Origin of the sequence: Actinoplanes hulinensis (assembly GCF_019429605.1) — a bacterium.
Taxonomy (GTDB): domain Bacteria; phylum Actinomycetota; class Actinomycetes; order Mycobacteriales; family Micromonosporaceae; genus Actinoplanes; species Actinoplanes campanulatus.
Genome location: NZ_JAHXZI010000004.1, coordinates 248,935 through 262,872, shown reverse-complemented (window position 1 = coordinate 262,872; position 13,938 = coordinate 248,935). Strand labels below are relative to the sequence as shown.

Genomic DNA, 13,938 nt, shown 5'->3' with positions numbered 1-13,938 from the left:
CCGCGAACGCTGGTCGTCAGGAACCGGCCGCCTTGAGGGACGCCGCGACGCCCTCCAGCAGCTCGTTCCAGCTCGCCTCGAACTTCTCGACGCCCTCCTCCTCGAGGACCTTGAACACGTCGGCGAAGTCGATGCCGGCCGCCGCAAGGTCGGTGAAGGCCTGGTGGGCGTCCGCGAAGTTGCCGGTCACGGTGTCGCCGCGGGTGGTGCCGTGGTCCTCGTACGCGAAGATCACCGGCTCCGGCATGGTGTTCACCGTGCCGAACGCGATCAGCTCCTCGACGTAGATGGTGTCGAGGAACTCCGGGTTCTTCGTGCCGGTCGACGCCCAGAGCGGGCGCTGCGGGTGGGCGCCGGCGGCGGCCAGGGCCTTCCAGCGGTCGGTGCCGAAGACCTCGGTGTACGCCTCGTACGCCAGCCGGGCGTTGGCGATGGCCGCCTTGCCCTTGAGCGCCTTCGCCGCGTCCGAACCGATCTTGTCGAGGCGCTTGTCCACCTCGGTGTCCACACGCGAGACGAAGAACGAGGCGACCGACCCGATCTTGGACAGGTCGTGGCCGTTCGCCTTCGCCTTCTCCAGGCCGGCCAGGAACGCGTCCATGACCGCGCGGTACCGCTCGACCGAGAAGATCAGCGTGACGTTGACGCTGATGCCCGCGGCCAGCACCTCGGTGATGGCGGGCAGGCCGGCCAGCGTCGCCGGGATCTTGATGAACAGGTTGGGCCGGTCGACCAGCCACCACAGCGTCTTCGCCTCGGCGACCGTGGACACGGTCTCGTGCGCCTTGCGCGGGTCCACCTCGATGGACACCCGGCCGTCGACGCCGTTCGACGTGTCGTACGCCGGGCGCATGACGTCGCTCGCCCAGCGCACGTCCTTGGCGGTCATCAGGCGGACGGCCTCCTCGACCGTCACCTTCTGGAGCGCCAGGTCACGCAGCTGCTCGTCGTACGCGTGCGCGTCGGAGAGCGCCTTCTGGAAGATGCTCGGGTTCGTGGTCACGCCGACCACGTGCTGCTCGGTGCGCATCCTGTCCAGCGAGCCGCTGGTCAGACGCACCCGGGAGAGGTCGTCGAGCCACACCGCCACGCCCTGCGCGGACAGCTCGGCAAGTCTGTCGGTCATTTCCCTCAACTCCTGAATGAAGGTGGCGGGTGATAGATGTCAGTTGCCGGTCTTCTGGCCGTGGATCTTGCCGACCTTGGCGAGGGAGGCGTGGGCCTTCGCGACGACGTTGTCAGCGGTGAACCCGAACTGCTCGAAGAGCACCGAGGCCGGCGCGCTGGCGCCGTAGTGCTCGATGCTGACGGCCTCGCCGGCGTCGCCGATCAGGCGGTCCCAGCTCATCCGGATGCCGGCCTCGACCGAGACCCGGGCCCGTACGCCGTGCGGCAGCACGTGGTGCTGGTAGGACAGGTCCTGCTTGAAGAACCACTCCTGGCAGGGCATCGAGACGACCCGGGCCGGGGTGCCCTGGGCCTCCAGGCGCTCCCGGGCGGTCAGCGCGATCGCCACCTCGGAGCCGCTGGCGATCAGGATCACCTCGGGGTGGCCGGAGGACGCCTCGGCGAGGATGTAGCCGCCCTTGAGGGTGCCCTCGGCCGACGCGTACTTCGAACGGTCGATGGTCGGCACGTTCTGCCGGGTCAGCGCGAGCGCGGTCGGCCGGTCGGTGTGCTCCAGGGCGCCCCGCCACGCGTAGGCGGTCTCGTTGGCGTCGGCCGGGCGGACCACGTCGAGGCCGACGATGGCGCGCAGCGCGGTCACCGTCTCGATCGGCTGGTGCGTCGGGCCGTCCTCGCCGATGCCGATCGAGTCGTGCGTCCAGACGAAGATGACCGGCAGCTTCATCAGCGCGGACAGGCGGACCGAGCCGCGCATGTAGTCGCTGAAGACCAGGAAGGTGCCACCGTACGGGCGGGTGCCGCCGTGCACCGCGATGCCGTTGAGGATCGAGCCCATGCCGTGCTCGCGGATGCCGAAGTGCAGCGTGCGGCCGTACTCGTGACCCGGGAACTCCTTGGTCGAGTACTCCGCCGGGATGAACGACGGCTCGCCCTTCATGGTGGTGTTGTTGCTCTCCGCCAGGTCGGCGGAGCCACCCCACAGCTCGGGCAGCACCGGGGCGAGCGCCTCCAGGATCTTGCCGGACGCGGCACGGGTGGCCAGGCCCTTGGGGTCCGCGGGGAACTCGGGCAGCGCCTTGTGCCAGTTCACCGGCAGGGTCCGGGTGGCGAGCCGGTCGAAGAGCGCCTTGCCCTCGGCGTTGCCGGCGGCCCAGGCGTCGAACGCCGCCTGCCACTCGGTGTGGGCGGCGCGGCCACGCTCGACGGCCTGCTGCGTGTACTTGACGACCTCGTCGTCGATCGCGAACGGCCGGTCGTGGAAGCCCAGCAGCTCCTTGGTGGCGGTGACCTCGGCGGCGCCCAGGGCGGAGCCGTGGATCTTGCCGGTGTTCCGCTTCTTCGGCGCGGGGTAGCCGATGATCGTCTTCAGGACGATGAACGACGGCTTGTCGGTCACCGCCTTGGCGGCCTGGATCGCGTTCCAGAGTTCCTCGACGTCCTCGACGTACGGGTCCGAGCCGCGCCAGTTCACCGTCTGGACGTGCCAGCCGTACGCCTCGTAGCGGGCGCCGACGTCCTCGTTCTTGGCGATCCGGGTGTCGTCCTCGATGGAGATCTCGTTGTCGTCGTAGATGACCACGAGGTTGCCGAGCTTCTGCACCGACGCGATGGCGCTCGACTCGTGGCTCACGCCCTCCTCGATGTCGCCGTCGGAGGCGATCGAGTAGACGAAGTGGTCGAACGGCGACTCACCGGCGGCGGTGTCCGGGTCGAGCAGGCCGCGCTGGCGGCGGGCCGACATGGCCATCCCGACCGCGTTGCCGATGCCCTGGCCGAGCGGGCCGGTGGTGACCTCGACGCCGGGGGTGTGCCCGTACTCAGGGTGACCGGGGGTGAGCGACTCCCACTGGCGCAGCGCCTTCAGGTCGTCGATCGCCAGGCCGTAACCACTGAGGAAGAGCTGGACGTAAAGGGTGAGGCTGGAGTGACCGCAGGAGAGCACGAACCGGTCGCGGCCCGCCCACTCCGGGTCCGTCGGGTCGTGTCGCATCACACGGTTGAACAGCATGTAGGCGGCCGGGGCCAGGCTCATGGCCGTGCCGGGGTGGCCGTTGCCGGCCATCTCCACAGCGTCCATGGCCAGCACCCGGGCGGTGTCCACCGCCTTGCGGTCGAGGTCGGACCAGTTGAGAACGGGATCTGTGGCAGCCACGTCGGTTGTGCTCCTCGGGCAAAATAATGGAACCGTTTTCGAGTTGACCCTATCCAGTCGGGCTAAACGCATGCGCAGCGAACGCCCTAGGCACATACGCTGTGAGCGGACATGCCGGTTCAACGGGTGTGACCGCTTGCACCCGTACCGGGTGCCCCGAGCAGCGGAGACGGCTGCGCGTAGGCTGTCCGGGCTGGCCGCCGGATCGTCACCCGGTCAACGGCCGCGAAATTGAGCCGAAGCCGGAAGGTGGCTGTCCGTGAGCATGATCACCGAGCGTCCTGTCCGCGGACAGGCGCCCGGCGCGGCGGAGCGCCCGGCGCGCCCGCCCCGCCCAGGGGCCCGGCGGAGCTGGACGGCGGTGTTCCGGGCGTACCTCGCCCTGACCAAGCCGCAGATCGTCGAGCTGCTCCTGGTCACCACCGTGCCGACCATGATGCTGGCCGCCGGCGGGTGGCCCGACCCGGTCACCTTCGCCGCCGTGCTGGTCGGCGGCGGTCTGGCGGGCGGCGCCGCGAGCGCGCTGAACTGTTACATCGACCGCGACATCGACGAGCTGATGCGGCGCACCAAGCGGCGCCCGCTGCCGAACCACCAGATGACGCCGCGGGCCGTGCTGATCTTCGGCCTCACCCTCGCTGTGATCTCGGTCGCGCTGATGGGGCTTCTCACCAATTGGTTGGCCACCGCGCTGACCGCCTTCTCGATCTTCTACTACGACGTCGTCTACACGCTCTGGCTGAAGCGGCGCACCCCGGCGAACACGTTCTGGGGTGGAGTGTGCGGCGCGGCTCCCGTGGTGATCGGCTGGGCGGCGGTGACCGGCACCATCCCGCCGATGGCATGGGCGCTTTTTGCGGTTGTCTTCTTTTGGCAGATGCCGCATTTCTATGCGCTCGCTGTGAAGTACAAGGACGACTATGCGAGGGCCGGCATCCCGATGCTCCCGGTGGTCCGCTCGATGGAGCGGGTGAACTTCGAGATCCTCGTCTACACCGTCCTCACCGTGGCCGCCTCGCTCGCCGCCTGGCCGCTCGGGCTGGGCCCGATCTACGGGGTCACCGCGATCGTGATGGGCGCGGTCTTCCTGGCCGAGGCGGTCCGGCTGGTCCGGCAGACCCGGGCCGGGGTCGCGATGAAGCCGATGCGCCTGTTCCATCTGTCCATCACGTACCTCACGGTGGTCTTCATGGCCGTCGCGGTTGACGCTCTGGTCTGATCTGTCGCACAGGATGCCCGGATTGTCGCCAGTGTCAGTCACTGTCCGTCACTCGTAGGGCGGATTCCCGGCCCGGGCGCAATTGGGGCGTAATCGGCTCATAACAATGCGCTGGCTCCTGAAACCCGCAGGTAATTGGAGTCACAAAAGCGGCTTGGAGTGCCCACGGCGAGGTTGCCGACTGCTTAGGCTGCGCAGCATGGCAGAAGGTTCCGTAATGACGCTGACCTCCGAGATCAAGTCTTTCGCCGCCGGTCACGGCGGCGCCAAGGCGGTGATCGAGTACGTCGGTAAGCGCGGCGCCCGCATCGTCCTCGTCGGCGAGGACGGCGAGTGGTCCGACCAGTTCGCCCCGGACACCGGCGTCGCCCGGGAGGCCTGCGACCACGCCGGCGTCCAGGTGGAGAACGAGTGGGAGCGCGAGCTCCTGGAGCAGATGCGGCCGAGCAACGACCTGTGGCGCTCGATGTCCCGCCGGAGCATGGCCCGTTGACGATCCGCGACTTCCGGGTCGCGCTGGTCACCTCCGCGGACAAGCCCGACCTCTGGGACGACGACCACCCCCTGCGTGACGCGCTGCGCGAGCGCGGGGTGGCGGTCGACGCCGTCCGCTGGGACGACCCGGTGGCCGACTGGGCCGCCTACGACCTGGCGGTGCTCCGCTCGCCGTGGGACTACACGGCCCGTCGCGACGAGTTCGTCGACTGGGCCGCCTCGGTGCCGCGGCTGGCCAACCCGGCCGACATCGTCGCGTGGAACACCGACAAGCGGTATCTGAGCGAGCTCGAGACGGCCGGCGTCCCGATCATCCCGACCACGTTCGTCGGGCCCGGTGACGACTGGACCCCGCCGGCCGAGGGGCAGTGGGTGGTCAAGCCGACGGTCAGCGCCGGCAGCCAGGACACCGCCCGCTACACCCTGCCCGGTCAGGCCGATCTCGCTGCGGCGCATGTCGAGCGGCTGACCACTGCCGGGCGGACCGCGATGATCCAGCCGTACCTGTCGGCTGTGGACACCGCCGGCGAGACCGCGGTGCTGTGCACGCCGGACGAGGCCGGCGAGCTGACGTTCAGCCACGGCATCCGGAAGGGCCCGATGCTCACCGGGCCGGCCGGCGAGACGGTCGATCCCTACGTCGAGGAGATCAGCCCGCGGCAGCCGTCGCCCGCCGAGCTGGAGGTCGCCGAGCGGGTGCTCACGGTCATCCCGGGCGGTCCCAAGCGGCTGCTCTACGCACGCGTCGACCTGATCCCTGGCCCGGACGGGGCGCCGATGCTGGTCGAGCTGGAGCTCACCGAGCCGTCACTGTTCCTGTTGACCGCGCCCGGTTCCGCCGAGCGGCTCGCCGACGCGATCATCGCCCGTCTCTGACGCCACTCACGCTCACGAGAAAGGCCGCCCTCCGGGGCGGCCTTTCTCTTTGGACGACCATTTCCGGTACGGCGTGAGCCGGCCCTCTTTCGACGGGCGGTCAGGCGGCTCTCCCGCGGCGCGGTGGCCTGACGGCTCTCTTCCGGCGCGCTGTCAGGCGGCCGGGACCGGCTCGCTCGCGGTCGCCGGGGACGGCTCGGCCGGGACCGGGGTGACCGGGCGGGCCCGCAGCGACCACACCACCGCCAGCGTCGCGGTCCACACCAGGGCGGAACCGAGCATGTGCGCGGCGACCAGGGCCACCGGCAGATGGGTGAAGTACTGCACGAAGCCGATCAGCCCCTGGCCCATCTCCACCCAGAACAGCACCGCGACGGCGCGCACCGCGGTCGCCGGCGCCTCCACCGCGCGCAGCGCGAACCACATCGCCACGGTGAGGCCGATCAGCAGAAAGACCAGATCGGCGTGCACCTGGGAGATCTGCTGCGGGTCCAGGCCGTTGCGCTTGGCGCCCTGGTCGCCGGAGTGCGGGCCGCTGCCGGTCACCACCACGCCGGCCGCGATCACCGCGAAGCTGGCCGCGGCCAGCACCCGGGCGAGCTGCCGCAGCGGGGCCGGGACCAGGGGAACCGGGTCGCCGTCGCCCTCGCCGACCCGCCGCCAGAGCGCGAACGCCCCGGTGACCAGCGCGATCGAGAGGACGAAGTGCAGCCCGACGACCCACGGGTTGAGGTTGGTGAGCACCGTGATGCCGCCGATCACGCCCTGGCCGGGGATGCCGAGCGCCACGGCGACCGACAGCCTGACCAGCGAGCGCCGGCCCCGGGCCAGCGCGCCGAGGAAGCAGGCCACCGCGATCGCGATCAGGACGAAGGTCAGCAGCCGGTTGCCGAATTCGATGACGCCGTTGATGCCCATCTCGGCCGTCGTCGTGTAGGACTCGTCGGTGCACCGGGGCCAGGTGGGGCAGCCGAGGCCGGACTTGGTGAGCCGGACGGCCGCGCCGGTGACGATGATCCCGATGTTGGCCACCAGCGACGCGAACGCCAGCCCGCGCAGCGAGGATCCGCACCATCGCACGGGGCGGGAGGCCAGGAAAGCGGACGCCAGGCGCACCTTGGAGGACTTCACCCCGCGCATCGTACGCTTGCCATGGATCTTGATTTTCGCAGCTCCGCATGCCGGTGGGGCGGATCACCGACCCCTGGTTTGCAGGGGCCCCGGGAAATACGTAACGTTGCCGTAGTGAAAAACGAGGTGCTGCTCCAGATCGGCGCACCGGCGCATGCCGGCGCGACGGACGGGCGCACCCGCAGCCGAGTCGCCCAGCTCCTGCTGAAGCGGGGCGCGGCCACCGCGGCCGAGCTCGGCGCCGCTCTGGGCCTGAGTCCCGCGGCCATCCGCAAGCACCTCGACGCGATGCTCGCCGACGACCTGGTCGAGACCAGGGAGGTTCGCAGCAACCTTCCGCGTGGCCGGGGCCGGCCGGCGAAGGCGTTCGCCCTCACCGTGGCCGCCCGCGAGGAGCTGAACCCGCACCACTACGACGGCATCGCCTCCGCGGCCCTGCGCTGGATCGCCCAGCACCACGGGCCGGAGGCCGTCTCCGCCTTCGCGGCGGCCCAGGTCGCGGCGCTCGAGGAGCGCTGCCAGGCGGCGTTGCGGACGGCGGACGGCGATCCGATCACGCGTGCCGAGGCACTCGCCGAGGTGCTGACCGCCGAGGGTTACGCTGCCAGCGCGACCACGATCGCGTCCGGTGGGCAGCTGTGCCAGCATTCCTGCCCGGTGGCTCACGTGGCCGCCGAGTTTCCTCAGCTGTGCGACGCCGAGACCGAAGTCATCTCGCGGCTCATCGGCACTCACGTGCAGCGCCTCGCCACCATCGCGCACGGCGACGGGGTGTGCACCACGCACATCCCCACCCGTCATGCGCACCCGCACCCCCCATCCGACCGCCCCACCCACCACCCATAAAACGGACTAACGGCCCGCCTACCATCACGGTTAGGACAGATACATGACTGACCAGATCGCCACCCAGGAAGAGCACCTCGCCGCTCTGGGTCGCTACGAGTACGGCTGGGCCGACGCTGACGTCGCCGGCGCGGCCGCGCAGCGCGGCCTGTCGGAAGCGGTGGTGCGCAACATCTCCGCACTGAAGAACGAGCCGGAGTGGATGCTGAACCTCCGGCTCAAGGGCCTGCGGCTGTTCGGCCGCAAGCCGATGCCGCACTGGGGCGCCGACCTGACCGGCATCGACTTCCAGAACATCAAGTACTTCGTCCGCTCCACCGAGAAGCAGGCCGCCTCCTGGGAGGACCTGCCCGAGGACATCAAGGCGACGTACGACAAGCTCGGCATCCCGGAGGCGGAGAAGCAGCGCCTCGTGGCCGGCGTCGCCGCTCAGTACGAGTCCGAGGTCGTCTACCACAAGATCCGTGAGGACCTGGAGGAGCAGGGTGTCGTCTTCCTCGACACCGACACCGCCCTCAAGGAGCACGAGGACGTCTTCAAGGAGTACTTCGGCACGGTGATCCCGGTCGGCGACAACAAGTTCGCCGCGCTGAACACCGCGACCTGGTCCGGTGGCTCCTTCATCTACGTGCCGAAGGGCGTGCACGTGGAGATCCCGCTCCAGGCCTACTTCCGGATCAACACGGAGAACATGGGCCAGTTCGAGCGGACCCTGATCATCGCCGACGAGGGCTCGTACGTGCACTACGTCGAGGGCTGCACCGCGCCGATCTACTCGTCCGACTCGCTGCACTCCGCGGTCGTCGAGATCGTCGTGAAGAAGAACGCCCGGGTGCGCTACACGACCATCCAGAACTGGTCGAACAACGTCTACAACCTGGTCACCAAGCGCGCCACCTGCGAAGAGGGCGCGACCATGGAGTGGATCGACGGCAACATCGGCTCCAAGGTGACGATGAAGTACCCGGCCGTCTACATGACCGGCCCGCACGCCAAGGGCGAGGTGCTCTCGATCGCCATGGCCGGTGAGGGCCAGCACCAGGACTCCGGCGCCAAGATGGTGCACGCCGCGCCGCACACCTCCTCGACGATCATCTCCAAGTCGATCGCCCGTGGGGGCGGCCGCACGTCGTACCGGGGCCTCGTGCAGGTGCTGGAGGGGTCGTCGCACTCCAAGAGCACGGTCAAGTGCGACGCGCTGCTGGTCGACACGATCTCGCGGTCGGACACGTACCCGTACGTGGACATCCGTGAGGACGACGTCAACATGGGCCACGAGGCGACTGTCTCCAAGGTCAGCGAGGACCAGCTCTTCTACCTGATGAGCCGCGGTCTGACCGAGGACGAGGCGATGGCGATGATCGTGCGCGGCTTCATCGAGCCGATCGCCAAGGAGCTCCCGATGGAGTACGCGCTGGAGCTGAACCGCCTCATCGAGCTCCAGATGGAGGGGGCGGTCGGCTGACCCGGCCGGCTCCCCCACCCCTTACGAAGCGGACATAAAGGACGAAATGACTACCGAGGCCATCGCCCCGCCGAGCACCAAGTCGCAGGTGCTGCGCTCCTTCGACGTCGCCGACTTCCCGGCCCTCAACGGCCTGGAGGAGGAGTGGCGTTTCACCCCGCTCAAGCGGCTCCGTGACCTGGTCACCGCGAGCACGCTGAGCGGGGCGGCTCCCTCCGTGGAGTTCGGTGACCTGCCCGCCGGCGTGACGGTGTCCGAGGCGGACGACGTGCCGTCGGTGCTCACGCCGTTCGACCGGGTCAGCGCTCTCGCGTACGGGTCGGCCGCCGCCGTCACCGTCATCGAGGTGGCCGCCGAGGCCGAGCCCGCCGAGGCCGCCGTGATCCGGCTGGTCGGCAAGGGCGGCGACGCCGCGGCGGCCCGCACCTTCGTCAAGGTCGGCAACTTCGCCAAGGCGACGATCATCCTGGAGCAGACCGGTTCGGTCACGCTGGCCGACAACATCGAGGTCCTGGTGGGCGACAGCGCCCAGCTGACCTTCGTGACCCTGGCCGAGTGGGACCGGGACGCGGTCCAGGCCCAGCACGTCAAGTTCCGGGTCGGTTCCGACGCCCGGGTCCAGCACGTCCAGGTCACCCTGGGCGGCGACCTGGTCCGGCAGTTCACCAGCGTCGAGTACGCGGGCCGTGGCGGCGACGCCGAGCTGTGGGGCCTCTACTTCGCCGACTCCGGCCAGCACCACGAGCACCGGCAGCTGGTCGACCACGCGGTGCCGGACTGCCGCAGCTACGTGGGCTACCGCGGGGCGCTCCAGGGTGCGTCGGCGCACACCGTCTGGGTCGGCGACGTGCTGATCCGGGCCGCGGCGACCGGCACCGACACCTACGAGATCAACCGGAATCTGCTCCTCACCGACGGGGCGCGTGCGGACTCCGTACCCAATCTGGAGATCGAGACCGGCGAGATCGCCGGCGCCGGGCACGCGAGCGCGACCGGTCGCTTCGATGACGAGCAGTTGTTCTATCTGATGGCCCGCGGCATCCCCGAAGGGGAGGCCCGGAAGCTGGTGGTCCGCGGTTTCTTCGCCGAGCTGATCAACAAGATCCCGGTCGGGGAGCTGCGCGAGCGGCTCGGCGACGCCATCGAGGCACGCCTTGCCGAGGCAGGCCGGTAGTGGATTTCGAGAACGTCGGTCCGGTGTCGGACGTCGCGAAGGGCACCGCCCTCCAGGTGGAGGTCGACGGGGTCGAGATCGCGGTCGTCCATGCCGACGACGACGTCTTCTACGCGGTCCGCGACGAGTGCAGCCATGCCTCGGTGGCCCTCTCCGAGGGCGAGGTGGACGGGTGCACGCTGGAGTGCTGGCTGCACGGCTCCCGGTTCGACCTGCGTACCGGTCAACCCTCCGGACCGCCCGCCATCCACCCGGTGGCGATCTACCCCGTCGAGATCCGCGACGGCGACATCTACGTTTCGACGACACCAAGCAATGGAGTAGAGCCGTGAGCACCCTGGAGATCCGCGACCTGCAGGTTTCGGTGAAGCTGCCGGATGGCGAGCTGAAGCCGATCCTGAACGGCGTCGACCTGACCGTGAAGGCCGGCGAGACCCACGCCATCATGGGTCCCAACGGCTCCGGCAAGTCGACCCTCGCCTACTCGATCGCCGGCCACCCGAAGTACGAGATCACCGGCGGTTCGGTGACCCTCGACGGTGCCGACGTTCTCGAGCTGAGCGTCGACGAGCGCGCCCGGGCCGGCCTCTTCCTGGCCATGCAGTACCCGGTCGAGGTGCCCGGCGTCTCGGTGGCGAACTTCCTGCGCACCGCCAAGACCGCGATCGACGGCGAGGCGCCCAAGCTGCGCACCTGGGCCGGCGAGCTGCGCGGCGCCATGGAGAAGCTGGAGATGGACCCGTCCTTCGCCCAGCGCAACGTGAACGAGGGCTTCTCCGGTGGTGAGAAGAAGCGTCACGAGATCATGCAGCTCGAGCTGCTCAAGCCGAAGGTCGCGATCCTCGACGAGACCGACTCCGGCCTGGACATCGACGCGCTGCGGATCGTCAGCGAGGGCGTCAACCGCGTTCGCGCGACCGGGGAGACCGGCTTCCTGCTGATCACCCACTACACCCGGATCCTCCGCTACATCAAGCCGGACTTCGTGCACGTCTTCGTCGGCGGCAAGATCGTCGAAGAGGGTGGCCCGGAGCTCGGCGAGCAGCTCGAGGCCGAGGGTTACGACAAGTACAAGGTCAGGGCCTGAGGGGTTAACTGATGAGCTTCGACGTCGAGCGGGTCCGTAAGGACTTTCCGATCTTCGAGCGGGAGGTCAACGGCCACCCGCTGGTCTACCTGGACAGCGCCAACACCTCGCAGAAGCCGGTTCAGGTGCTCGACGTCATGCGTGCGCACCAGGAGCGGTACAACGGCAACGTGTCCCGCTCCGTGCACACGCTCGGCACCGAGTCGACCGAGGCGTACGAGGGTGCCCGGGCTCGCATCGCCACGTTCATCGGCGCGGCGAGCCCGGACGAGGTGGTCTTCACCAAGAACTCCACCGAGGCGATCAACCTGGTGGCGCACTCGCTGGGCCAGATGCTGCGGCTCGGGCCCGGCGACGAGGTGGTGATCTCCGAGATGGAGCACCACTCGAACCTGGTGCCGTGGCAGCTGCTCTGCGAGCGGACCGGCGCGACCCTGCGCTGGTTCGGCATCACCGACTCCGGCCGGCTGGACGAGGATGATCTCGACTCGGTGATCACCGAACGCACCAGGATCGTTTCGCTGGTGCACATGTCCAACGTGCTCGGCACGATCAACGACGTCTCCCGGATCGCCGAGCGTGCCCGTTCCTTCGGCGCCCTGGTGATGCTGGACTGCTCGCAGTCCGTTCCGCATCTCCCCATCGATGTGTCGACGCTCGGCGCCGACCTGATCGCCTTCACCGGCCACAAGATGCTCGGCCCGACCGGCATCGGCGTGCTCTGGGGCCGGCTCGACCTGCTCGCGCAGATGCCGCCGTTCCTGGCCGGCGGATCGATGATCGAGACGGTCACGATGGGCGGCACCACCTTCGCCGCGCCTCCGGCACGGTTCGAGGCCGGCACGCCGCCGATCACCGAGGCCATCGGCCTCGGCGCGGCCGTCGACTATCTGACCGGGCTGGGCATGGAGGCGATCCACCAGCACGAGCAGGACATCACACGGTACGCGCTGGACGCGCTCACCTCGGTCCCCGGCGTACGGATCTTCGGTCCGGAGACGGTCGAGGGCCGGGGCGGTACGGTGTCGTTCGGTGTGGACGGGGTACATCCGCACGATGTGGGACAGATTCTGGACGCTCTGGGCGTGGAGGTGCGGGTCGGGCATCACTGCGCCCGGCCGGTCTGCTCCCGCTTCAGCGTCCCGGCGATGACCCGGGCCTCGTTCTACCTCTACACGACCACGGCGGAGATCGACGCTCTGGCGCGCGGCCTCGACCAGGTCCGGAAGGTGTTCGGCTGATGATGCTCGACGGTCTCTACCAGGAGATCATCCTCGACCACTACAAGAACCCGCACGGGCGTGGCCTGCGGGATCCTTACGACGGTGAGGCGCATCACGTCAACCCGACGTGTGGCGATGAGATCACCGTACGCGTTTCCCACGATTTGAGCGAAATTTCGTACGATGGTGTTGGATGTTCCATCAGTCAGGCTTCGGCGTCGGTGTTGCACGAGCTGCTGCAGGGTAGGGACGCCGCCGCGGCCTCGGAGATCCACCACGCCTTCGTCGAGCTGATGCAGAGCCGCGGCCAGGCCGAGGCCGACGAGGAGATCCTCGGCGACGGCATCGCCTTCGCCGGGGTGGCCAAGTTCCCGGCCCGGGTGAAATGCGCGCTGCTGCCCTGGATGGCGTTCAAGGACGCGGCCGCGCGGGCCGGCGTGGAGGTGGGCGTGAGCCCGGAGGTGAAGGCATGACAGAGAAGACCGACACGGTTCCCGGCCCGGTTTCGGACGCCGTATCCGCTCCGGAGGCCGACGTGGCCCGGACGATCGCTTCCGCTCCGGCTTCCGGCGCGGCTCCCGGCGCGGGCGAAGAGGTGCCGGACTGGCTGGCCACCGAGCGGGCCGCGGCCGCCGAGGCCGGCGAACCCGTCGAGGTGCCGGGCGTCAGCGTCTCGGCCTCGCCCGGCGCGGACGCGCCGTCCGAAGCCGTGGACACTGCTCCCGCCGCCTCCGGCCCGGTAGCCGGTGGTCCGGCGGCCGGTGACGCGGTGAAGAAGGCGACCACCGCCGAGGTCGAGGAGGCGATGAAGGACGTCGTCGACCCCGAGCTCGGCATCAACGTCGTCGACCTGGGCCTGGTCTACGGCACCCACGTCGACGACGACAACGTGGTCACCATCGACATGACGCTCACCTCGGCGGCCTGCCCGCTGACCGACGTCATCGAGGACCAGACCCGGCAGGCGCTGCTCTCCGGTCCCGGCGGCGGCCTGGTCAGCGACTTCCGCATCAACTGGGTGTGGCTCCCGCCGTGGGGCCCCGACAAGATCACCGACGACGGCCGCGACCAGCTTCGGGCGCTCGGCTTCAACGTCTGACAGATCTCCGGTGAAGGGCGGCACGCGGATCGCGTGCCGCCCT

14 protein-coding genes are annotated in these 13,938 nt (G+C 69.3%); 11 read left to right on the top strand and 3 right to left on the bottom strand.

Going from position 1 to position 13,938, the window contains the following annotated elements:
• Window positions 1–16 precede the first annotated feature (16 nt).
• Both tal and tkt read right to left on the bottom strand, forming a co-directional pair.
• Window positions 17–1,126 carry a transaldolase gene (gene tal / locus KZ829_RS09650; RefSeq protein WP_220143496.1) on the bottom strand — a complete coding sequence of 370 codons (1,110 nt, stop codon included), beginning with the start codon at window positions 1,124–1,126 and terminating at the stop codon, window positions 17–19.
• A gap of 39 nt (window positions 1,127–1,165) precedes the next feature.
• Window positions 1,166–3,352, bottom strand: coding sequence for a transketolase (tkt, locus tag KZ829_RS09645; protein ID WP_220143495.1), 2,187 nt, complete (start codon window positions 3,350–3,352; stop codon window positions 1,166–1,168).
• 187 nt (window positions 3,353–3,539) lie between these two features.
• Between tkt and KZ829_RS09640 the strand changes: the two genes are divergently transcribed.
• The 3 genes from KZ829_RS09640 (at window position 3,540) to KZ829_RS09630 (ending at window position 5,870) form a co-directional block, all read left to right on the top strand.
• Window positions 3,540–4,499: a heme o synthase gene (locus KZ829_RS09640; protein WP_220143494.1), complete on the top strand. Its 960-nt coding sequence runs from the start codon at window positions 3,540–3,542 to the stop codon at window positions 4,497–4,499.
• A 199-nt stretch (window positions 4,500–4,698) separates the two neighbouring features.
• Window positions 4,699–4,992 carry a hypothetical protein gene (locus KZ829_RS09635; RefSeq protein WP_183217587.1) on the top strand — a complete coding sequence of 98 codons (294 nt, stop codon included), beginning with the start codon at window positions 4,699–4,701 and terminating at the stop codon, window positions 4,990–4,992.
• Window positions 4,989–5,870 (top strand): ATP-grasp domain-containing protein, encoded by an 882-nt coding sequence (locus KZ829_RS09630; RefSeq protein WP_220143493.1) that lies wholly within the window; start codon window positions 4,989–4,991, stop codon window positions 5,868–5,870. Before KZ829_RS09635 ends, KZ829_RS09630 begins: the two co-directional genes overlap by 4 nt.
• A 153-nt stretch (window positions 5,871–6,023) precedes the next feature.
• Here the strand turns inward: KZ829_RS09630 and KZ829_RS09625 are convergent, their stop codons facing one another.
• On the bottom strand, window positions 6,024–7,001 hold the full coding sequence (locus KZ829_RS09625; protein ID WP_372453848.1) for a COX15/CtaA family protein: 978 nt from the start codon (window positions 6,999–7,001) through the stop codon (window positions 6,024–6,026).
• Between the two features lie 114 nt (window positions 7,002–7,115).
• Between KZ829_RS09625 and KZ829_RS09620 the strand changes: the two genes are divergently transcribed.
• The 8 genes from KZ829_RS09620 (at window position 7,116) to KZ829_RS09585 (ending at window position 13,895) form a co-directional block, all read left to right on the top strand.
• Entirely contained in the window at window positions 7,116–7,847 is a 732-nt protein-coding gene (locus KZ829_RS09620) for a helix-turn-helix transcriptional regulator (protein ID WP_372453847.1), read from the top strand.
• A 43-nt stretch (window positions 7,848–7,890) separates the two neighbouring features.
• Window positions 7,891–9,312 (top strand): Fe-S cluster assembly protein SufB, encoded by a 1,422-nt coding sequence (gene sufB / locus KZ829_RS09615; protein ID WP_220143490.1) that lies wholly within the window; start codon window positions 7,891–7,893, stop codon window positions 9,310–9,312.
• A gap of 46 nt (window positions 9,313–9,358) precedes the next feature.
• Window positions 9,359–10,486, top strand: coding sequence for a Fe-S cluster assembly protein SufD (sufD, locus tag KZ829_RS09610; protein WP_220143489.1), 1,128 nt, complete (start codon window positions 9,359–9,361; stop codon window positions 10,484–10,486).
• Window positions 10,486–10,818, top strand: a complete 333-nt coding sequence (locus KZ829_RS09605; protein WP_220143488.1) for a non-heme iron oxygenase ferredoxin subunit — start codon at window positions 10,486–10,488, stop codon at window positions 10,816–10,818. The genes sufD and KZ829_RS09605 overlap by 1 nt, the downstream gene beginning before the upstream one ends.
• A complete protein-coding gene (gene sufC, locus KZ829_RS09600) occupies window positions 10,815–11,573 on the top strand; it encodes a Fe-S cluster assembly ATPase SufC (protein ID WP_220143487.1) in 759 nt (252 codons plus the stop codon). Before KZ829_RS09605 ends, sufC begins: the two co-directional genes overlap by 4 nt.
• 11 nt (window positions 11,574–11,584) lie before the next feature.
• The gene (locus tag KZ829_RS09595; protein ID WP_220143486.1) at window positions 11,585–12,814 is read left to right on the top strand and encodes a cysteine desulfurase; all 1,230 of its coding nucleotides are present in this window, start codon (window positions 11,585–11,587) and stop codon (window positions 12,812–12,814) included.
• Window positions 12,814–13,269, top strand: coding sequence for a Fe-S cluster assembly sulfur transfer protein SufU (gene sufU, locus KZ829_RS09590; RefSeq protein WP_220143485.1), 456 nt, complete (start codon window positions 12,814–12,816; stop codon window positions 13,267–13,269). Before KZ829_RS09595 ends, sufU begins: the two co-directional genes overlap by 1 nt.
• Window positions 13,270–13,505: 236 nt before the next feature.
• Complete coding sequence (locus tag KZ829_RS09585; RefSeq protein ID WP_372453854.1) at window positions 13,506–13,895, top strand: metal-sulfur cluster assembly factor; 390 nt, start codon at window positions 13,506–13,508, stop codon at window positions 13,893–13,895.
• The last annotated feature ends 43 nt before the right edge of the window (window positions 13,896–13,938 follow it).

Bases quoted from the DNA above. Each gene is read 5' to 3' on its own strand.
- tal (WP_220143496.1), bottom strand. From the start codon at position 1,126: ATGACCGACAGACTTGCCGAGCTGTCCGCGCAGGGCGTGGCGGTGTGG.
- tkt (WP_220143495.1), bottom strand. From the start codon at position 3,352: ATGCGTTTAGCCCGACTGGATAGGGTCAACTCGAAAACGGTTCCATTA.
- KZ829_RS09635 (WP_183217587.1), top strand. From the start codon at position 4,699: ATGGCAGAAGGTTCCGTAATGACGCTGACCTCCGAGATCAAGTCTTTC.
- sufB (WP_220143490.1), top strand. From the start codon at position 7,891: ATGACTGACCAGATCGCCACCCAGGAAGAGCACCTCGCCGCTCTGGGT.
- sufD (WP_220143489.1), top strand. From the start codon at position 9,359: ATGACTACCGAGGCCATCGCCCCGCCGAGCACCAAGTCGCAGGTGCTG.
- KZ829_RS09595 (WP_220143486.1), top strand. From the start codon at position 11,585: ATGAGCTTCGACGTCGAGCGGGTCCGTAAGGACTTTCCGATCTTCGAG.
- sufU (WP_220143485.1), top strand. From the start codon at position 12,814: ATGATGCTCGACGGTCTCTACCAGGAGATCATCCTCGACCACTACAAG.